The 18283-nt window shown below is 69.8% G+C and carries 20 protein-coding genes; 10 read left to right on the top strand and 10 right to left on the bottom strand.

Translation table 11 applies throughout. The annotated features are described in order from the left end of the window. Positions 1–8 precede the first annotated feature (8 nt). Positions 9–365: a hypothetical protein gene (locus ACFZCP_RS01485; protein ID WP_391423051.1), complete on the top strand. Its 357-nt coding sequence runs from the start codon at positions 9–11 to the stop codon at positions 363–365. A 462-nt stretch (positions 366–827) separates the two neighbouring features. Further along, positions 828–1226, top strand: coding sequence for an Imm50 family immunity protein (locus ACFZCP_RS01480; protein WP_391423049.1), 399 nt, complete (start codon positions 828–830; stop codon positions 1224–1226). A gap of 746 nt (positions 1227–1972) precedes the next feature. Here ACFZCP_RS01480 and ACFZCP_RS01475 read toward each other — a convergent pair. Next, positions 1973–2857: a hypothetical protein gene (locus tag ACFZCP_RS01475; RefSeq protein ID WP_391423680.1), complete on the bottom strand. Its 885-nt coding sequence runs from the start codon at positions 2855–2857 to the stop codon at positions 1973–1975. Further along, complete coding sequence (locus tag ACFZCP_RS01470) at positions 2857–3273, bottom strand: ATP-binding protein (protein ID WP_391423047.1); 417 nt, start codon at positions 3271–3273, stop codon at positions 2857–2859. Before ACFZCP_RS01470 ends, ACFZCP_RS01475 begins: the two co-directional genes overlap by 1 nt. Positions 3274–3478: 205 nt before the next feature. On the opposite strand from ACFZCP_RS01470, the gene ACFZCP_RS01465 reads away from it, so the two are divergent. The 3 genes from ACFZCP_RS01465 (at position 3479) to ACFZCP_RS01455 (ending at position 4897) form a co-directional block, all read left to right on the top strand. Then, positions 3479–4330: a Scr1 family TA system antitoxin-like transcriptional regulator gene (locus tag ACFZCP_RS01465; RefSeq protein ID WP_391423045.1), complete on the top strand. Its 852-nt coding sequence runs from the start codon at positions 3479–3481 to the stop codon at positions 4328–4330. A gap of 9 nt (positions 4331–4339) precedes the next feature. Then, positions 4340–4540 (top strand): DUF397 domain-containing protein, encoded by a 201-nt coding sequence (locus ACFZCP_RS01460; protein ID WP_391423043.1) that lies wholly within the window; start codon positions 4340–4342, stop codon positions 4538–4540. 78 nt (positions 4541–4618) lie between these two features. Then, entirely contained in the window at positions 4619–4897 is a 279-nt protein-coding gene (locus tag ACFZCP_RS01455) for a ribosomal protein L7/L12 (protein ID WP_391423041.1), read from the top strand. A gap of 55 nt (positions 4898–4952) precedes the next feature. Here the strand turns inward: ACFZCP_RS01455 and ACFZCP_RS01450 are convergent, their stop codons facing one another. Then, positions 4953–5978, bottom strand: coding sequence for a GNAT family N-acetyltransferase (locus ACFZCP_RS01450; RefSeq protein ID WP_391423039.1), 1026 nt, complete (start codon positions 5976–5978; stop codon positions 4953–4955). A 304-nt stretch (positions 5979–6282) separates the two neighbouring features. Here ACFZCP_RS01450 and ACFZCP_RS01445 point away from each other — a divergent pair, with 304 nt between their 5' ends. Then, the gene (locus ACFZCP_RS01445; RefSeq protein ID WP_391423037.1) at positions 6283–6933 is read left to right on the top strand and encodes an HAD-IA family hydrolase; all 651 of its coding nucleotides are present in this window, start codon (positions 6283–6285) and stop codon (positions 6931–6933) included. A gap of 93 nt (positions 6934–7026) precedes the next feature. On the opposite strand, the gene ACFZCP_RS01440 is transcribed toward ACFZCP_RS01445, so the two are convergent. Further along, positions 7027–7719 (bottom strand): hypothetical protein, encoded by a 693-nt coding sequence (locus ACFZCP_RS01440; protein WP_391423035.1) that lies wholly within the window; start codon positions 7717–7719, stop codon positions 7027–7029. A gap of 199 nt (positions 7720–7918) precedes the next feature. Here ACFZCP_RS01440 and ACFZCP_RS01435 point away from each other — a divergent pair, with 199 nt between their 5' ends. The 4 genes from ACFZCP_RS01435 (at position 7919) to ACFZCP_RS01420 (ending at position 12171) form a co-directional block, all read left to right on the top strand. Beyond that, positions 7919–8386: a hypothetical protein gene (locus tag ACFZCP_RS01435; RefSeq protein WP_391423033.1), complete on the top strand. Its 468-nt coding sequence runs from the start codon at positions 7919–7921 to the stop codon at positions 8384–8386. A gap of 400 nt (positions 8387–8786) precedes the next feature. Then, the gene (locus ACFZCP_RS01430) at positions 8787–9776 is read left to right on the top strand and encodes a DUF1266 domain-containing protein (RefSeq protein ID WP_391423031.1); all 990 of its coding nucleotides are present in this window, start codon (positions 8787–8789) and stop codon (positions 9774–9776) included. Positions 9777–9785: 9 nt separating this feature from the next. After that, positions 9786–10613, top strand: a complete 828-nt coding sequence (locus tag ACFZCP_RS01425) for a hypothetical protein (RefSeq protein ID WP_391423029.1) — start codon at positions 9786–9788, stop codon at positions 10611–10613. 199 nt (positions 10614–10812) lie between these two features. Next, positions 10813–12171, top strand: coding sequence for a M14 family zinc carboxypeptidase (locus ACFZCP_RS01420; RefSeq protein ID WP_391423027.1), 1359 nt, complete (start codon positions 10813–10815; stop codon positions 12169–12171). Here the strand turns inward: ACFZCP_RS01420 and ACFZCP_RS01415 are convergent. The 6 genes from ACFZCP_RS01415 to ACFZCP_RS01390 all read right to left on the bottom strand — a co-directional run bounded on the left by ACFZCP_RS01415 (position 12168) and on the right by ACFZCP_RS01390 (position 18220). Further along, on the bottom strand, positions 12168–12683 hold the full coding sequence (locus tag ACFZCP_RS01415; protein ID WP_391423025.1) for a hypothetical protein: 516 nt from the start codon (positions 12681–12683) through the stop codon (positions 12168–12170). The two genes, ACFZCP_RS01420 and ACFZCP_RS01415, sit on opposite strands and share 4 nt — an antisense overlap. Positions 12684–12751: 68 nt before the next feature. Further along, the gene (locus tag ACFZCP_RS01410) at positions 12752–14317 is read right to left on the bottom strand and encodes an AAA family ATPase (RefSeq protein WP_391423023.1); all 1566 of its coding nucleotides are present in this window, start codon (positions 14315–14317) and stop codon (positions 12752–12754) included. Positions 14318–14469: 152 nt separating this feature from the next. Continuing rightward, positions 14470–15087 carry a hypothetical protein gene (locus tag ACFZCP_RS01405; protein ID WP_391423021.1) on the bottom strand — a complete coding sequence of 206 codons (618 nt, stop codon included), beginning with the start codon at positions 15085–15087 and terminating at the stop codon, positions 14470–14472. After that, entirely contained in the window at positions 15084–15533 is a 450-nt protein-coding gene (locus ACFZCP_RS01400) for a hypothetical protein (protein WP_391423019.1), read from the bottom strand. Before ACFZCP_RS01400 ends, ACFZCP_RS01405 begins: the two co-directional genes overlap by 4 nt. Further along, a complete protein-coding gene (locus ACFZCP_RS01395; protein ID WP_391423017.1) occupies positions 15530–17638 on the bottom strand; it encodes a hypothetical protein in 2109 nt (702 codons plus the stop codon). The genes ACFZCP_RS01400 and ACFZCP_RS01395 overlap by 4 nt, the downstream gene beginning before the upstream one ends. Positions 17639–17686: 48 nt before the next feature. Beyond that, on the bottom strand, positions 17687–18220 hold the full coding sequence (locus ACFZCP_RS01390; protein WP_391423015.1) for a hypothetical protein: 534 nt from the start codon (positions 18218–18220) through the stop codon (positions 17687–17689). Positions 18221–18283 lie beyond the last annotated feature (63 nt).

Here is an 18283-nt window from a genome sequence, read left to right as displayed (position 1 = left end):
TTCGATTCATGGCTCAGCAAGCCGCGAAAATTGAGAAGTTGCATGGCATCGATGCCCTCAGGGAAGGTCATGACTATACAGTTCTCGAAGTGTTTGTACCACACGATAAGTGCGCATTGTTTCGAATGGAATTCATCAAAGGTGATGATCCTGCACTATTCGACAGCAGAGCATTTGAGGTGACCTCTTCTTTCATCCCACCCTCCTGGCGTTACCTTCAACTCAAAAACGGCTCGTTTTCTCTTTGTCCAGAGCCGTGGGGACAGCCCGGCTTCTGGGAAGCCTTTTATGATCGCGCCCCAGAAGCCCGCGGCGTCTACGAGTCGGAGAAAAGGGAAATCTTGACCTCAGAGCAGTCGGGATAGGTTGCGTCCGCGGAAGTGCTGCACGGAGTTGATGTACTTGACGCCAAGCTATCAAACTCGAGAGATCACTCGACTCGACGCGATTAAGTCTGCAGACTTTTTGCAGACTCGCGGCATCGATCCAGCACAAGGAACTATATTTCTATTGAACAGCGGCGATGGTTACGTTCGAGCAGCTGATTGCCAGTGGAACGAAGACAACGGAAATCACCACACGCCGTCGAGATTCGGACCACTGCACGGTACCGAATAGCAATGGAGCGCAAAAGAGGACCGCAATAGATGCAAGTCGTGGCAGGACTTCTCAGCTAGCTAAACCGCCGAACGTTGTCTCGACTTCGACGAAGAGGAGTTCGGTGACTGGCACCAAGACATGGAGGAGGCCCATTGGATCTTGATGTAGGACCCCTGGCAGACCCTGGCTCAACATTCCCTTCCGGTAGAGGACCACAGCGGGCAGCCATGTCGTGGACGTCTTTCGTGGTCAACCCCGAGGGCATCACCCGCATCTTTCAGAACGCCCCGCCGAGCCTGTCCGGCGTTCGCTTGCACGAGGTGGTGTTGCACAAGGAGGGGCCCCAGATGAGGGTGCGTCTGGACCTGCCGGCCTATCCCGCACAGCCTCCGCGGCAGTGGGCCGCGCAGGGTTTCAACACCGTGCAGATCGAGCTTGCCTTCAGCGGACTTCGCTCGATCACCCTGGACGGCTTCGGCACCGACGTGACGGCGGACATCTCCATCGCACGAGGCGACACCATCTCCGTCGACATCGTGGCGCCCGGGACCCGTATTCGCGCCGTCGCCGACAGCGTCTCCGTCGCCGCCCTGTCCGGGTACGTCGACGGCGACGGCAGACCGTGAGTGACGAGGAAGCTGAACTCGCGGGCGGCCTGGCCTCAGCGGGTCTGAAGTGCGTGGCGTGACCGGCTCTTCCGCCCCCTGCTTCCTCCGCACCTCGCATCCTTTGCGAACTCGACCGTCGCCGAGGGGCAGGAGTGGACGGCGAGCGGCGAGCGCGATGCGCCCGAGTCTCAGCAGACCGCGACTCGGGCGCGGGCGGTGGCCTCGGCCCGTCCAGGTGGCATGCCGTGCCGCCTCCATGCACGGCATGCCAGGTCACCCGAGCGCGTCCGCGCTTCGCGCCTAGGGTGATGCCCGGAGGTGGCGGATGCGAGTGGGGTTGCATGCGCTCGGGATCGGTGACGGTGTCCGACCGGAGGTCGTCCGAGCAGTGGCCACGGCCGCGGAGACGCACGGCTTCGCGAGGCTCTGGTGCGGCGAGCAGGTGGTCCTCGTGGACGCGCCCGCCTCCCGTTACCCCTAACGTCCCCTCGCGCGTCGCCGTCCTCGCCGACGAGTGCGCCCGGCAGGGTCGCTCCATCGACGAGCTCACGATTGCCGTCGCGCTGAGCGACGGCACTCCGGAGCACCTGCCCGCCCTCGCCGCGGCGGGCATCACGGAACTCGTGGTCGTCGGCGCGCCCCCGCCCGTTCCCGACGCGGCGGCCACGTGGGTCGCGGAACTCGCCCGGACGTGATTCACCGGATGGAGTGACCGGGGCGGGCGGGGCAACACCGAGAAGCGGGTGGCCCCCCGTTCTGCTTTCTTACTCCTCGACGAACAGCTCCGCCGCGTCCGTCGCGTGCACCGCCCGCTGGGCCCAGACCTCAAGCCGGGCCAGGTCCGTGCATGACTCCACCTGCTCGCGGACCTCGTCGGTCACCTGAATGCCGCGCCACCCCAGGATGTGGAGGATCATTTCGGCCTTCGCCTCGGTCCGGCCCTGCTCCCGCCCCTCCTCGCGCACCTGCTCTGCCAGCGGGTGTCGCCAGAAGTACTGGATCGCCGTCATCAGGTCCCTCCACATCTGCTTCGCCTGGGGATCGGCCAGGCATGAGTCGACGAACTGCACGAAGACCGCGGCACTGTCGGGGTCGATGGTCCGCAGGGCGGACGCCAGCGATTCCAGTATGGCCGGGGCCTGCGGACCACGCCCGTGTGTCATCGCCGAGAGCACCGCAAGAGGTACGTCCCGTTCGGCCTGCCGCTCGTCCGCGATCACCGGCACGTTGTCCGGGCCCAGGACCAGGGGACGTACCGTCAGCGAATCCCAGCCCGGGAATCCGAACCGGATGGGCCGCGACGCCCATCGCGCCGTAGCGCTGTTCTGCGTGATCACGATCAGCACCGGCTCGCAGCGGTACTTCTCGTACAGGTACGACAGGTAGTACGGCCAGCTGCCCCGCTTGCGGTCGTCCGCCTTACCCTGCGACTCCACCACCAGCAGGTATGTGCCCTCGGCCGTCTCCGCCCGCAGCAGCGTGTCCACCCGCCGCTCGACCGGCTCGATCTCCGTCAGGTCCACGTTCAGCGCCGCAATCTCCCGCGGTTCCGGGAACGGGACGTGCAGCACCTTCTGTAACGCCCTCGTCAGCAGCGCCGGGTCCTTCTGGAAGATCCTGTGCAGCGCCTCGTGCGACTGGCCCACCATCACGCCGCCCCCGTCAGTTCGCACCACACGTACTTGCCCCGGTTCCCGAACCGCGCCGACGGCTGCCACCCCCAGTAATCCGCACAGGCCACCACCAGCCCCAGTCCCCGCCCGGCCTCCTCCAACTCGCCCGCCGATGCCAACGGCACCGGCGGCTCCGGCGGCGCCGGATCCGTGTCCCACGCCCCGATCCACACCACCCCCTCCGCCGTACGGCGAACCCTCAGTGCAGCGGGCCCCTTCGTGTGGCGTACGGCGTTGGAGACCAGCTCCGCCGCCAGCAGCTCCGCCGTGTCCACCAGACCGGTCAACCCGTGCAGGGTAAGAATCAGGCGCAGGGTGCGGCGGCAGACCGTCACCGCTCTGAGGTCGTTGGGGATGTAGAGGGTGTAGTCCCAGTCCAGGGTTTCGGGCATACGTCATCAACTCCGCTGAGATGAAGGGGATTTAGCGTGCGGTGGCCTTGCCGCAGCCGTCATGGCAGGACGAAGCGGTGCACTTCCGCCACGTGTCCGTCTCGTCACTGACGGTAGAGCAAAAATTTTTCCTCACATAGCCAGTCGCGTAATCTGTCCCCCGAACGAGGCACGCCAGCAGGGTGGTTGAAGGCCGGGAGGGCACATGGCACCAAGGAGCCAACCCACGGCACGGCAGGTGCGGCTGGGCACCGAGCTGCGCAGGCTGCGAGAAGCAGCCGGCCTGAAAGCGCGTGAGGTGGCGGGGCTGCTCAGCTCCACCTCGGCCCAGATGAGCCAGGTCGAGGCGGGTCTCGCGGGCGTCAGCGAGGAACGGGTACGACGCCTCGCCGCCCACTACGCCTGCGCCGACGAAGCATTGATCGAAGCCCTTGTCGCGATGGTGACCGACCGCACGCAGGGGTGGTGGAACGAGTACCGCGGAGTACTCCCACCGGTGTTCCTGGATGTCGCCGAGACCGAGCATCACGGCACGTTCCTCCGCGAGGTCGTCACCAGCCACGTGCCAGGACTCCTCCAGACCCCGGACTACGCACGCGCCGTCTTCGGCTACATGATCCCCGAGCTGCCGAAGAGCGAGCTGCAACCCCGCGTCGAGCATCGGATGAGGCGCCGGTCCGTGCTGGAACGTGACGTCCCGATCCCCTACGAGACGATCATCCACGAGGCGGCGCTGCGCATCCTCGTCTCGGATCGTCGTACCGCTCGTGCACAGTTGCTGGAAGTGCTGCGCGCGATCGAGGACGGGCGGGCAGCGGTGCGGGTCATCCCATTGGCGAGGGAGGGGTTCGCCGGGGCCGGGATCGAGATGATGTACGTGGGTGGTCCACTGCCACAGCTGGACACCGTGCTGCGCGACGCTCCGCACGGAACCGCCTTCATCGATGCCGAATCTCAGCTGGCGCGCTTCCGGGCCATGCTCAATAAGGTGGGAAAGGCAGCACTACAGCCCGTGGAATCACGGGACTTCATCCACCACCTGACGAAGGAAGTCTGAGGCCCTCACATGACCCAGGCCGTCCGCTGGCAGAAGTCGTCGTACTCCGGCGGAGGCGACGGCAACACATGCGTCGAAGTCGCGGATCTGGACACCCACATATCCGTCCGCGACTCGAAGGCCCCGGCCAGAGCCGTCCTCACCTTCCCCGCCGCATCCTTCGTCCCCTTCGTCGAAGCCCTGAAGGAGAGTCGCCCCACGGGGCTGTGAGCCGAAGACGGGCACGTAAGGGGACCGCAAGCGTGTCCACGTCACGCGCCTGGTGCGTGCGCTTCTAAGATCACGGCCATGGACATACTCGGTTTCGCCGCTCTCGCCCTGGCCGTGGTCGGCCTCACCCTCAGCACCGTGAGCCGGTTCGCGCGGGCCGACGAGCGTCTCGCGCGCGTCGAGCGCAAGCTCGACCTGGTCATCAAGCACCTGGACCTGCGAGAGGAGCTCCCGCGCATGGACGAGGTGAACGCGCTCGTACGCGAGGGGAAGAAGATCCAGGCGATCAAGGTGTACCGGGAGGCCACCGGCGCCGGTCTGAAGGAGGCCAAGGAAGCCGTCGAACGCCTCGGCTAGAGCAAGCACCTGTCCGGTCGATCGACCTGGGCTCGCTCTTCGGCAATCCGTACCGTCAAAGTGGTGTGGAGCCAACCCCGTCGGATCGGACGGCGATCGGCTTGCGGTAGCGGACGTACTCGTTCTGGCGCCGGAAGCCCACGCTCTCGTAGAGGTCGTAGGACCGGTGCGGATTCGCGGTCCCGGTGTACAACCTGGCAGTCTCTGCGCCGTGCTCGCGAAGACATCGCACCCCGTCCAGTAGCAGGGCCCGTCCAAGGCCCAGACGCCTCGACTGTGCCCGGACACTCAGTTCTTCGACTTCGCCCACAGTCGGGTCGTGGCGACGGATGGAGCACAGGGCGACCCCGGCGATGTTTTCCGCGTCCCAAGCAGCCCGCCAGCAGGTCGGGTCGGCAGTGGCGAGGAAGCTTTCGAGGGTCCACTTCTGAGTGAAGGCAGCATTTGCGTACGAATCGACGACCGTCTTCCAGGCCGCGTGGTAGTTGCTCGGATCGACCGCACCGATGCGGATGCCGGCCGGCAACGGCCCTTCGGCGGGGAGATGTCGGAGATCGGAAAGCTCCAGCTCCACCAGGCTGAAGACACGCCGGTATCCGGTTTCGAGCAGGAGCGCCGTTGCCTCCTGCTCGGAGGCCATGGCATTCGCGCCGATCACGGCTGTGGGTGCGGTTCCGTGCTGCTGCACGAGCTGACGGATACGGCCTTCTGCCCAGTCGAGCATGGCCGAGCCGATGCCCTGGCCGCGGTGCTCGGGCAGCAGGTAGCCGCGGTGCAGGTACAGCCACGTCCCGTCCCGCTCCTGCCACCACGTGATCGTCGAGTAGCCGACGACGTCACCGTCGTGCTCCACCAAGACCTGGTTCCGGAACGGGTCGTCGAGCTTGGCGGAGGCTTCGGCGATCTCGGCTGCCGTCGGAAGTCCGTCCAGAACCGAGTGGGCGTCGGTCCGATCCCGTTGTGCACAGCCCAGCCGCACGGCGGCCATCGCGTCATGGTCGTTGTGGCCGCGATACAGCCGGAGATCGTAGCCGGGCAACCGTTCCAACGGTGCAAGGCCGCTGCCGCTGCCGCTGCTCACGTCCACATCAAGTCCCCCGCTACGTTGGATATGCGGTGTCAACGGTCACGGAAGCGTAGGCCGTGCTGATCAGACGGCGGAACTCGTTTTCCGCAGAATGGCCGATCGCGGGAACTCGACGGACGAGGCGTGGGACCGGCTGCGGCCGTTCTTGCCGGCCAGCTTCGCACGCGGACGGCTCACCGGCCCTCGTCCGCTTCGGACACAGACGGCTCGTCGTCCTCGCGCCCCTCGCGCGCGGACGGGTCGTGGAACATCCCCGAAAGATCGTCCGCCTGCTCTGGCAAGCTCCTAAGCTTCCCTGGTGATCAATCCGGTGGAACTCGTCATATTCGACTGCGACGGCGTCCTCGTCGACAGCGAACGCATCGCCGCCCGCGTCCAGGTCTCCCTCGGCGCGGAGCTGGGCTGGCCCCTCACCCAGGAGGAGGTCGTCGAGCGCTTCATCGGGCGGTCGCACGCCGCCATCCGTGAGCAGGTCGCCGCCAGGCTCGGGGAGGAGACCGCCGCGATCTGGTCGGCGCGGTTCGAACAGCTCCACCGTGAGGCCGTGGACGCCGATCTCGCCCCCGTCGACGGGCTTCCCGAGGCGCTCGATGCGATATCCCTGCCGACCTGCGTGGCCTCCAGCGGCTCCCACGACAAGATGCGGCACACGCTCGGCCGCACCGGGCTCCACGACCGTTTCGCGGGCCGCATCTTCAGTGCATCCGAAGTCGCCCACGGCAAGCCCGCCCCGGATCTGTTCCTGCATGCCGCCCGGCGGATGGGGGTCGACCCCGCTGCCTGCGTGGTGGTCGAGGACAGCCGGCCCGGCGTCCTGGCCGCCCGCGCTGCCGGTATGCGCGCCTTCGGGTACGCCGGTGGCCTCACCCCGGCCGAACGCCTCGAAGGCCCCGGCACCACCGTCTTCCACGACATGCGCAAACTGCCTGCCCTCATCGCCGGGCAGTAGCCGGTTCCCGCTCCCAGCCCGTGTGCCGGACCCTCCACCGACAGGGTGCCCTCGAACAGGGCCCCCTTCGTACGGGTCCGGCGGAAACGGCGGCTACGGCGTGTACACCTGCTCCAGGCTGTGGATCGCGCCGTCGTCACCCGTCCCGTACTTGAACACCAGGCCGGAGTCGGGGTGCGCCTTGATCCAGTCGATCAGTTCCTGGACGCCGATGCGCTGGTTCTTGCTGCTCGCGACGACGGGGTTGGTGGCGGTGACGTACGCGGCCTGGTCGAGGGCCCAGCGGGCGTCCTCGCCGGTGACGACGAACGGCTTGCCGTCGGTGTCCTTGCCTGGGCATCCCCACGCCCCGTGCTGGATGACGAGGTTCACCTTCCCCGTGCTCGCGGGGAGTTCCTCGACGCGGTAGACGGCGATCTCGTCGGGGTCGACATGGTCCGGGTCCGGCGCCTTGGTGGCGCAGCCGGTGGCCGGTGCCGTGGTCTTGGCCGAACCGGCGGGCTTGGAGGCCGGCTTCGCCGCGGGCGTTCCGGCACCACCGGCCGCACCCGGCGATGCGGGAGCAGTGGCCCCCGAGCCTCCCGTGCCTCCGGTGCCTCCGGTGCTCCCCGTGTCCCCGCCCTTGCCCCCGTCGGTGCCCGGCGCCTTGCTCGCCGTGGTGGCAACAGCGCTCGGCGAGCCGTCGGCTCCAGCGGCCGAGTCGTCTCCCTGGCATCCGGTGAGCACCGCGGCCAGTGCGGCGGCAGCGAGCGCAATGGCGGCGGGTCTGAGGCGATGAGCATTCATGTCGGGACGTCCCCCCTGTGCAGGGCGGCCCTGTCGGCCGCACACCGGTCGGGACCGTAACAACGCCTCGGCTCGCACCGCACTATCGGAACGTCCTGTGTCACGAACTCCGGACAATGCCGTCACGCTGCACGGATCATGTGACGCAAAACGTAAAGCGCGAGACTCGAGACGGACGACGGAAGACGGAAGACGGACCATGCCTCCCCACCTGCGACAGACCCTGGCCGCCATAGACGCGTACGAAGGTCCCGGCGCCCACGACGGGTTCCTCTCCGCCCTCGGCGGTTCACTGGACAGGCTTCCCGTGCTGATCACGCACGCCGAGGTCGCCCTCGACGTGTCGGCCCTCGACGCCGACCAGCTGAGAGACGCCCTGCGCACCGCCGTCGCGGACGTGGGGCAGGACGTCTGGGCGGCCTGGCCGGCTGAGCGCACGGCGGTGCGCGCCGGCTACCGGGCCGTACTCGAACGGATCGACGACCTCTGGTACCCGAGCTCGGACGACCTCGTGATCGTCGACGGTGACGAGCAGGTCCTCGTCCTGGATCACGAGGAACGGCTCTTCCTCACCCGGGCCGACGCAAGGTGCAGAGGACCCCGCCATCACTGCTGTCGTGGACACACCACCCCGCTGAATCCGCCGCCACCGCGTTCCATAACATGACCACACAAGCCAAGTTGCCTCAGTCGGCCATAAGTTGAAAAGGGCAAACATGTCGTTCGGTCCCCCACCCGCAGGGTTCGGGCCTGCGACGCCGCCCCCTTCGAATCCGCCGGGATCGACCCCACCCCCTTCGAACCCGCCAGCCTCCGCCCCACCCCCGTCGGCCCCGCCCGCCCCGGCTCCCCCCGCCTGGACCGCGCCGAGCTCCGTCGAAGAGGCCCTCTACGAGGCCAAGTCCCGCGAGGACTGGGCAGCCTACTTCGGCATTCTCGCGGACAGCCGTCTGTACTTCGAGATACGGCGCGACGGGGCGGATGCCGAACCGAGCAGGACGATTCCCGTCTTCGGGCACGATCCCCGGGTCGCCGGCGGACGGATCTGGGCCGTTTACACGGAGGGCATGCTGCCCGTGCCGGACCCGCACCGGGTGCTCAGCTGGCAGCGCCTCGGCTGGTTCGCCCGGGTGTGGGAGCCGAGCGATCCGCCCATGATCGTGGTCAATCCGGGCAGTCCGTGCGAGGCATTCCTGCCTTCCGCTCCACCGCACTCCGCCGCGTGGGCGCAGTACGAGGCGCAGGGTCCGCTGAACCGCGCAAGGGTGCGCACGCTCCGGTTCGGCGGGCCGCTCAAGGGGCAGGTCGCTCAGGGGCTGGCCTGCGGTGCGCTGCTGGTCGTGCGGTACGGGTTTCCCTGGAACGCCATGGCGTATCACGGCAACGGCTATCGGGGGGAGCGCGAGACCCTTCAGGAGTGGTGGGGCGTCACCAGCCGCGAGGAGTGGCAGGAGCAGCAGACCGCCCTGCTCGATCCCGACGGCGCCAACCCCGTCTGGGAGTTCGCCCTCGGGCTGCGCCGCACCATCGCCCGGGACTTCGGCGGCCATGTCGACACCGCCTACTGGCGTGACGCGGTCGCCCGGGTGCTGCGGGCCCGTTCGGGCGGCGAGACCGTCATCACCCCGGACGGGGTCACCACCACTCCCGGCGCCCCGGAGGCGGAGACCGAGGCGCGGATCAAGGGCGTGCAGCATCTCGTCGGGCGCATCACCCGGTACGAGGCGCGCTTCCGGGCCGACGGGATCCTGGAGGGGAACCGGTTCGTCAGTTCCGTGGACGCCTGGAACTTCGGGCGGGCCTCCGGGATGGCCCGCTGGGGGCTGGGCTCGCGGTACTGCTCGCTGAAGGAGGCCGAGTCGGCCGTCGTCCAGGCGGGCCGGGCCTCCGCGCGGTCGTACAAGTCCTGGCAGGACTTCGCCGCCGGGTACATCCTCGGGCGGTGTCTGCACTTCGACGACGAGGAGTTCGGGGAGTGGTACACGGACATGGTCGACCTGCACGGGATCCTGATGTCCGATCCCGAAAGCCCCTGGCTCACCGTTCCCTTCAAGTGAGGCGCGGTCATGTGCATCTCGACGGGTGAGGCCCGGTTCTCCGGCACGATCCTCTACTGCGGGCGGCAGCACCACCCCGAGCACGGCCTCATCCATGTCGTGGGGTACCAGAACACCGCCGTCAATCTGGCCGACGGTCCGAACGCCATGCTGCTGCATCTGCCCACACGGCAGCTCGGTCACGGGCAGTTCGTCTCCGCCGGGCGCAGCGGTGACCTCCTGCAGCGCATGGTCGCCGCGGTCGGGGCCGCCGACGCCGAGGACGACGGCATCGCCTGGATGGGGGCGGATCCGCAGCCCGTCCAGGTCTTCGAGCACGACGTCTACACCGTGCTCCTCGCCTCCGATCCCACTCTCGTCCCCGCCGCGCTGCACCGGGTGCCGCCCCATCGGCGCCCCGCTCTCGACCCGGATCTGCTGCGCTTCTACGCCGAGGAGTTCCCCGACCACACCATCGCCCTCTGCTGCTTCGACAACGCCGATGCGCAGCGCGCCAGGCCCCTGCTGGTCTGGTACCCGCCCCTGGACCCCGACCGGCTGGTCCTGCCCGCGCTGGACAGTCACACGGGAGGTCCGCCGGACCTGGACGCGGACGTCCCCGTCGATCACTGGGTCCTGTTCTCCACCGACGAGGGTCCGTCCGGATGGGGCGTCCCCGTCGATCACCCCCGGTCCATGCGCCACAGCCTGCGGGCGTTTCTTCCCGACGCCGTCGTGGGCCGGCACTACCCCCCGGGGCGAACCCTGCCCAACGGGGACTTCGCGATCAGCCACGAGGACCTGCTCTCCGCCGACCTCGACCGCATCGAGCGGCTTCGGCCCACCCGTCGCCGATAGCCGGCCGAAAGGCGAGCAGCCGCGGCCATTTCCCGACGGTGCCCCTTGACACATCCTTGACCCGGTCATGCCAAGGCTTCACCATGGGCACCCATCCGCACCGTCGCACTGAAACACCCCCCAGCTCCCCCAGCTCCACTCCCCACGTCCGGGCGAGCCCTCGGCGACCCCGGAATTCCTGGAGACCCAAGGAGAATTCATGCGACTTCGCATCCGCGGCTCCGGCGCGCGCGGCGGCAGACGTACCGCAGCCCTCGGCGCGCTGCTGGCCCTCGCGCTCGCCGCCCCCGTATCGGCCACCGCCACCCACGCCACCGCCGACAGTGCCCGCAAGGGCCCCTCCTCCGGCGAGGACATCCGGCAGTACGAGATCCAGCGGAGCACCACTCCCGTGACCCGCACGGCCCTTCAGCGAGCCGGCGTCACCGTCGACGAGGCCGACGAGGAGACCGTCGTCGTCTCCGGGCGGGCCGAGCAGATACGCGCACTGCGCCGCCTCGGCTACGACGTCACGCCCCTCGGGGCGGTGCCCGGACGGTCGTCCCGCGACCTCGGTGACCTGCGGCTGTACGACTTCCCCAGCGCCGACTCGAAGTACCACAACTACGCCGAGATGAACGCCGAGATCGACCAGCGGCTGGCCGCCTACCCGAACATCATGAGCAAGCGGGTGATCGGCAAGTCGTACCAGGGGCGGGACATCGTCGCCATCAAGATCAGCGACAACGTGGGCACCGACGAGGACGAGCCCGAGGTGCTCTTCACCGCGCACCAGCACGCCCGTGAGCATCTGACCGTCGAGATGGCGCTGTATCTGCTGCGGGAGCTGGGCGCCGGGTACGGGAAGGACTCCCGGATCACCGACATCGTCAACAGCCGGGAGATATGGATCGTCCCCGATCTGAATCCGGACGGGGGCGAGTACGACATCGCCACCGGGTCGTATCGGTCGTGGCGCAAGAACCGGCAGCCCAACTCAGGGTCCTCGGCCGTCGGGACCGACCTCAACCGGAACTGGGACTACAAGTGGGGCTGCTGCGGCGGCTCGTCGGGATCCAAGTCCTCGGAGACCTACCGTGGGTCGGCCGCCGAGTCCGCGCCCGAGGTGAAGGTCGTCGCCGACTTCGCGCGCAGCCGGGTCGTCGGGGGCAAGCAGCAGATCAGGGCCGGGATCGACTTCCACACCTACAGCGAGCTGGTGCTCTGGCCGTTCGGGTGGACGTACGCGGACACGGCGCCCGGGATGAGCGCGGACGACGCCGCCGCGTTCAAGGCCGTGGGGCAGAAGATGGCCGCGAGCAACGGGTACACGCCCGAGCAGTCCAGCGACCTGTACATCACCGACGGGTCGATCGACGACTATCTGTGGGGCACACAGAAGATCTTCGACTACACCTTCGAGATGTACCCGACGTCCAGCTGGGACGGCGGGTTCTACCCGCCCGATGAAGTCATCGAGCGGGAGACGTCCCGGAACAAGGATGCGGTGCTGCAGCTGCTGGAGAACGCGGACTGCATGTACCGGGCGATCGGGAAGGCCGCCCAGTACTGCAGCTAGGCCTCCTCGAAGTAGGAGTCCAGCACGGCGTCCAGCTGCTCCTCCCACTCCTTGAAGCGCGCCCTGGCCGCCGCCTCGATCTCGATCGGGTACCAGCGGCGGTCAGGGGTGTGCACCGTGATGGTGAAACGCTTGCCGAAGCGGGGGGACTCCGTCTCGACCGCCGCGATCTCGTCCCAGCGGAACTCGCAGTTCTCCTCGTCCAGGCTGAGACGGACCCCGCGGTGGTCGGCGACGAACTTCGCCCGGCGGTCGGCGGCCTCGAAGACGGGGCCGCCCTCGGGCGCCTCGTCCTCGTCCTCGGCCTCCGGCTCTGCCGGTGCCGCGGCCGCCGCTGCCTCCGGCTCCTCGGCAGGCTCCGGCTGCTCCTCGGACTCCGCCGCCGGCTTCGCATCCTCCGGCTCGGCCCGCAGGGGCGCGGTGAGCCCCGGGATGAAGGCCGGGTCGAATCCTGCGCCCGTGACGGGCTCGCCCTCGACGGGCTTGCTGCTCGATCCTATGCGCTGCTCCACGGCGGCAGTATGGACGACATTGCTGTGCCAGAACCAGTCGGACCGCCCGACACTCGGGTTGACCCTGGTCACTCGTCCATGAAGACGATGCGGCGGGTCCGGCCCCCGTCGCCCGGTACCGGGGTCACCGCCGCCCGGCCCGCCGGGACCGCGCGCTCGCGGCCCCAGGCACGGATCTCCTCGATCTGCTCGGGGTTGCTGACGCTGAGCGGGCGCACCTGGGCGAAGGTGTCCATGACGTACGAGTCCTTCAACCGGTCGAAGCCGCCGCGGCGCACCGCCTCCTCGCCCACGTCGTGCAGCGCGGCCTCCAGGTCGGAACCGGCGAAGCCCTCGGAGAGGTCGACCAGGCGGTCGAGCTGGTCGGGGGTGGGGTCGGCCTGGAGGTAGCGGTGGTGGTAGATGCGGATGATGTCCTTGCGGTCCTGGGCGTCGGGCAGGTCCACGAAGAAGAGTTCGTCGAAGCGGCCCTTGCGCAGCAGCTCGGGCGGCAGGCTGCGGATGTCGTTGGCCGTCGCCACGACGAACGCGCGGGACTGGGACTCCTGGAGCCAGTACAGGAACTGGCCGATGATGCGCTGCGGTACGCCGGACATGTCGTCGCGGCCGGCCAGGCCCTTCTCGATCTCGTCGATCCACAGGACGCACGGGGCGACCCGGTCGGCCATGGCGAGCGCCTCGCGGAAGCGGCCCTCGGACTCACCGAGGTACTTGCCGTGGATGCTCGCCATGTCGAGGCGGTAGAGGGGCAGTTGCCAGTCGTGGGCGATCGCCTTGGCCGACAGCGACTTTCCGCAGCCGGGGACGCCGACCAGGAGGACGCCCCGCGGCGGGCGCAGGGCGGTGTGGCGCAGGTCGCGGGAGATCATGTCGTGCTTGCGTTCCAGCCAGGTCCTGAGGCCGGTCAGGCCGCCGATGGCGTAGTCGCTCTGCTTGAGGTGGACCCGTTCCAGGCCGGTGAGGTCGCTGAAGATGCGGTCCTTGGCCTGGGCCAGGCCAAGGACGTCCTCGCGGCGGATGGCGCCCTTGGCGGCGATGGTCGCCATCAGGTTGACGCACTCGGCCTCGGTGACACCGCTCAGGAACTCGGCCGCGCGGCGGGCGTCCTCCTCGGTCCACTCGATGGGGATGTGACCGTGGTGGTCGCCGAGGAATCCGCTGAGGATGCCGTACATCTCCTCGGAGTCGGGCAGGTCCAGGCGCAGGCTCATGCCGAGGCGCTGCAGGCCGCTCCAGATGGGGGTGTCCGTGATCAGGACGATGCTGCCCATGTTGCTGTCGGCGAGGCGGGCCAGCTCGGCGAAGTGGCGGGTGACCGGGGTGTCCGATTCGAGTTCGTCGGGGTCGACGAAGACGACGGTGGCATTCGCGCGGCTGCCGAACTGCGCGGCGGCGAAGTCCATCGCCCCGGCCAGCGAACGGTCGTCCTGCACGGCGGCGTTGCTGCGCAGGTCGCGCAGGCCGGTCGCCCGGGTGTAGATCCAGAACGGCATGCTGCTGCGCCGGGACTGGGTGGCCGCCTCGCGCAGCAGGCGCAGGGCGCGCTGCTGTTCGATCGTGCGCATCGCGATGACCGGGACACGGGCGGAGATGTAGCTGTCGAGGTGGCTGAGGCTCTCGGCGTAGTTCGACATTCGGGGTTCGGGCCTTCTGCGAGGGTGGGGTGCGGGCGGCGGGGGCGGCAGCGAGGCGCTCCTCGAACGGTCGCCTCGGGAACGCTCCCCGGTCGGTCGCCGAGGGAACATTCCTCGGTGGGTCGCCTCGGGAGCGCTCCTGGTCGGCCGCCTCAGCCGGGCACGATGCGCCGTCTCGGCGGGGCCGCCGGATCGTACGACCAGGCGCCGGAGGACGGGGTACCGCCGGGGGACGGGGGGCCGCCGGAGGACGGGGGGCCGCCGGGGTACGGCATGCCGGGCGGCGGTCCGGCGAGCGTCGCGGTCAGCGCGTTGTCCCGCAGGGTGCGGCGGCGGCGCTCCACGAGGCGGGGGTCGGCGCCGCGCCGGGCCTCGTCGTCCAGGCTCTGCTCCAGCTGGCCCTGCACCTGCGTGATCTGCCCGTCGACGATCTCGGTGAGCGCCGTGCGCAGGTCCTCCGGGAGACCGGGGTGGGCGGCCAGGGCACGGATCGTGTGCAGGCCGGTGCGGGCCTGGGCGAGTTCACGGCCGTAGGAGAACTCGTCGCGGGCCACGCTCAGGGCGCGCACCAGATGGTCGGCCCAGGTGGTGAGCCGGGTGCCCAGGGCGGCGCCGAGGTGCTCGCCCAGCCGTGCCCAGGTGTCGCCGTCCCACTGCTCCTCGGGGAGGGCGGGCAGGCTCGCCGGGTCGACCGGTTCCATGGCCGCCCAGCGGCGCAGGAAGGCGACCCAGGCCTGGTAGGGGCCGCCGTCGCCCCACAGGCCGGTCATGCGGTGCTGCCGGGCCGGCGTACGAGGGTCTCGCCCGGCGGCAGCGGCTCCCAGTCGGGCAGCCCCTCCACGACCTTGCGGAGCCTGCTGGTGATCCGTTCCTGCTGCGGGCGGCGCTGGGCGGCCCACGGCGAGGACTGGGCGCGGCCCGCATCGGCGGAGGCGGCCCAGGGGGACGCGGCGGCCTGCGGGGCGGTGCCGGCGAGCGGCTGGACGGTGCCGGCGGGCTGCTGGGCGGCGGCGCCGGCGGCGGGCTGCGGGGCGGCTGCCCAGGGGGACGGGGCGGTGGCGCCGGGCTGCGGGGCGGGTGCCCAGGGGGACGGGGCGGTTCCCTGGACGGGCTGCGCGGTCCCGGGCTGCCCGGACGCGGCGGCCCAGGAGCGCTGGGAAGCGGGCTCCGACGACGTCGGGCCGGGCTGGTGGGCGGGCGGCGGTGGTGTGCTCATCGGGCGCTGTCCTCCTGGGGCTCGGGCGAGGTCTCCTTCGACAGGGGCACGGTCCCCTCGGGCACGGTCCCCGTCGGCCGGGGCGCGGTCTCCTTCGCGTCGGAGGGGGTCTCCGCCACGTCGGAGGGGGTCGCCTTCGCCTCGAACGGGGGCTCCATGGCCTCGGACGGGGTCGCCTTTGTCGCGAACGGGGGCTCCGTGGCCTCGGACGGGGTCGCCTTGGTCTCGGACGGGGTCGCCTTGGTCTCGGGCGCGGCCTCGGTCGCGGGGCGGGGCGCGGGCACCGCCTGCCAGGCCGCCTGCGGCTCGGACGCGGGACGGTCCCCGGGCTTCGGGGCGGCCGCGGCCTCCTTGCGGACCGTGCGGCCCTCGAACGGGGACGCGCCGCCGCCCGCCGTGGGCAGCGTGGCGATCAGCTCCCGCACCTTGGCCTCCACCCGGTCGGCGGCGGTGAACTTCTCGTACCAGTCCGTGAGTTCGGCGGAGGCGCCGCGCAGCTGGTGGAGCGACTCCGTCCGGGCCCGCTCCAGCAGTTCGCGGGCCGCTGCCTGGGCGCGGGCCGCCGTCTGGGCCTGGTTGCGCAGGATCAGGCCCCAGACGAGGGCGACGATCGCCGCGGCGCCGATCGCGAAGACCGGCCAGCTGCCCACCAGGAAGAGCAGGATGGCCGCGACGACGCCCGCCAGCGGGGCCACCTTCTTCAGCCACGGGAAGGCGAGCGCGTCCACGAACGGGCGGGTGTAGTGGTCCCAGTGGTCGCTCAGCGACTTCTCCAGGGACGCCAGCGGCTGGGTGAACGAGCCGACCCAGGTGGGCAGCTGGAAGAGCTGCGAGCCGACCGTCTGCGTGGTGGCGAACTGAGCCTGGACGTCCTGGGGCACGGCGCCCCGGTAGTCCCGGGTGTGGGCGGCGTGCGCCTGCTGGAACCACTCGTGGCAGGCCGCCACGGACAGCCGCTGGGTGGCCGGCGAGGTGCCGATGGCCTGCGGGTTGAGCGCGGCCGTGGTCTGCACGGTCAGGTAGTCGAGGGTCTCCTCGTACGACGCGGAGTCCGCGTCGGCGGACCTGCGGGCGGCGGTGAGGTCGCCGTCGTGGTCGACCACCGCCTGGTTGAAGGCGAGGTCGCGGCGGTACGGCAGTTCCTCGTTGTCGTACTCGGAGACGAGCCGGTCGAGGATGTCGTCGACGGCGTCCTCGATGCGTTCGGACGGCTGGAACTCGCGGTCCATGACCGCCTTGTACTTGTCCAGCACGGGCTGCTGGCCGCGCGCGGAGGAGAGCACGCCGTCGAGGGTGACCCACTGCGGGGACAGGGCGGCCAGCCGCGGGAACTCGGTGGCCTGGGACGGTCCACGCAGGGACTCCAGCTCGTCGCGCCAGCGCCGGACCTGCTTGGCCTGGGCGTCGGCGCGGTCCATCAGCTGGGCGCGCCACTCGGCCAGGGTGCGGTCCAGCAGCTCACGGCCGACCGGCCCGAACGCGCCCTGGGCGATGGCCTCCAGGATGATCGCGAACTCGCGGCCGAGCGCCGCCGGGTCCTGGGCGAGGAGGTAGTGCCGCAGCCAGCGCACCGCCGCCTCGGGCCGGCCCTGGCGCCGCAGGACGAGTGCGAAGAACAGGGAGGTCCGGTCGGGCGAGCGGCGGAACGCCTCGTCGACGGCGCGCTCGCACAGGGTGCGGTCGTCCGCGGACCAGGAGGCGAGGGCGACCAGGGCGGGAGCGAGCCAGTAGCGCGGGGTCTGGATCATCAGCTGGTCGCTGACCATCCGGACGTTCTCCTCCGAGACCAGGCCGACGTCGAAGGCCTGGAGCATGCCGACCGCGGTGCGGCGGACCGTCTTGTGGTGGCCGAACTCGTGGTCGATCTTGTCCTCGATGACCCCGATGCGGGTCTCGGCGCGCTGCACGTTGGCGGTGGCCTCGGCCTGCCGGACGAAGGCGAGGAACTCGTCGCGCAGCTGCTGGAGTTCGGTGCGGGTCTGGTGCTGGTTGGCCTCGACGGTGGAGACCTGGCCGGAGACGGAGCCGACCTGTTCGCCGAGTCTGATGACGAGGTTGCTGACTTCCTGCACCTTGCGGTGCAGCGCGAGGTCGACCTCGGACATGCGGAACTCCGTTCGAGTGCTGCGGGGTGAGCGGGCAGGGATCGGGGATCAGGGGCGGACGACGGTGCCGTCGTCCAGGACGGGGAGGATCAGGCCGTCGTCGTAGACCTCGACGTAGGCGTAGCCGCCGGAGCGGGCGAGCATGCGGGCGGCCGAGAACGGCTCGGGCATCGGCTCGGCGGCCGAGAAGTGCCGGACGATGACGCCGAGGAGGCTGAGCTGGTGGTCGACGTAGGGCGGGCCCAGGTAACAGCGGGCGACGTAGCCGAGCGGGACCGAGCCGTACGCCGTCGTGTACTGGTCGCGGAGCCACTCGGCCAGGGACCGGCAGGCCTGGTCGTCGAGCCCGGCGTCGAGCCGGCCGACCGCGTCCAGCAGCTTGCGGGAGCGCGGTGTGAGCAGCTCGCGGCGGACCACGCCGGGACCCGGGTTCGCGGGCGCGGAGACCCGCCGGCCGCCCGGCCCCGGCTGCGCGCCAGGACCCTGCGCGCCAGGACCCGGCTGCGCGCCCAGGCTCTGCGGTGCGCCCAGTCCCTGCTGGGCCGGCCGCACGATGCGACGTGGTCGTTCGGTGTTCCCCATGTGTCCCCCGAGAGTCATGGGTGGTGAGCGGTTGTGCGATGCACGGAAGGCGAAGGTTAGTGA

It is taken from the genome of Streptomyces sp. NPDC007971 (assembly GCF_042958635.1).
Taxonomy (GTDB): Bacteria; Actinomycetota; Actinomycetes; order Streptomycetales; family Streptomycetaceae; genus Streptomyces.
The sequence above is the reverse complement of the archived record's forward strand: the minus strand, read 5'-3'. Positions and strand labels throughout refer to the sequence as shown.

What these genes read in the sequence shown, in the direction of transcription:
- ACFZCP_RS01485 (WP_391423051.1), top strand. Translation starts at nt 9, where the DNA reads ATGGCTCAGCAAGCCGCGAAAATTGAGAAGTTGCATGGCATCGATGCC.
- ACFZCP_RS01480 (WP_391423049.1), top strand. Translation starts at nt 828, where the DNA reads ATGTCGTGGACGTCTTTCGTGGTCAACCCCGAGGGCATCACCCGCATC.
- ACFZCP_RS01475 (WP_391423680.1), bottom strand. Translation starts at nt 2,857, where the DNA reads ATGGTGGGCCAGTCGCACGAGGCGCTGCACAGGATCTTCCAGAAGGAC.
- ACFZCP_RS01470 (WP_391423047.1), bottom strand. Translation starts at nt 3,273, where the DNA reads ATGCCCGAAACCCTGGACTGGGACTACACCCTCTACATCCCCAACGAC.
- ACFZCP_RS01465 (WP_391423045.1), top strand. Translation starts at nt 3,479, where the DNA reads ATGGCACCAAGGAGCCAACCCACGGCACGGCAGGTGCGGCTGGGCACC.
- ACFZCP_RS01460 (WP_391423043.1), top strand. Translation starts at nt 4,340, where the DNA reads ATGACCCAGGCCGTCCGCTGGCAGAAGTCGTCGTACTCCGGCGGAGGC.
- ACFZCP_RS01455 (WP_391423041.1), top strand. Translation starts at nt 4,619, where the DNA reads ATGGACATACTCGGTTTCGCCGCTCTCGCCCTGGCCGTGGTCGGCCTC.
- ACFZCP_RS01440 (WP_391423035.1), bottom strand. Translation starts at nt 7,719, where the DNA reads ATGAATGCTCATCGCCTCAGACCCGCCGCCATTGCGCTCGCTGCCGCC.
- ACFZCP_RS01435 (WP_391423033.1), top strand. Translation starts at nt 7,919, where the DNA reads ATGCCTCCCCACCTGCGACAGACCCTGGCCGCCATAGACGCGTACGAA.
- ACFZCP_RS01430 (WP_391423031.1), top strand. Translation starts at nt 8,787, where the DNA reads ATGCTGCCCGTGCCGGACCCGCACCGGGTGCTCAGCTGGCAGCGCCTC.
- ACFZCP_RS01425 (WP_391423029.1), top strand. Translation starts at nt 9,786, where the DNA reads ATGTGCATCTCGACGGGTGAGGCCCGGTTCTCCGGCACGATCCTCTAC.
- ACFZCP_RS01420 (WP_391423027.1), top strand. Translation starts at nt 10,813, where the DNA reads ATGCGACTTCGCATCCGCGGCTCCGGCGCGCGCGGCGGCAGACGTACC.
- ACFZCP_RS01410 (WP_391423023.1), bottom strand. Translation starts at nt 14,317, where the DNA reads ATGTCGAACTACGCCGAGAGCCTCAGCCACCTCGACAGCTACATCTCC.
- ACFZCP_RS01405 (WP_391423021.1), bottom strand. Translation starts at nt 15,087, where the DNA reads ATGACCGGCCTGTGGGGCGACGGCGGCCCCTACCAGGCCTGGGTCGCC.
- ACFZCP_RS01400 (WP_391423019.1), bottom strand. Translation starts at nt 15,533, where the DNA reads ATGAGCACACCACCGCCGCCCGCCCACCAGCCCGGCCCGACGTCGTCG.
- ACFZCP_RS01395 (WP_391423017.1), bottom strand. Translation starts at nt 17,638, where the DNA reads ATGTCCGAGGTCGACCTCGCGCTGCACCGCAAGGTGCAGGAAGTCAGC.
- ACFZCP_RS01390 (WP_391423015.1), bottom strand. Translation starts at nt 18,220, where the DNA reads ATGGGGAACACCGAACGACCACGTCGCATCGTGCGGCCGGCCCAGCAG.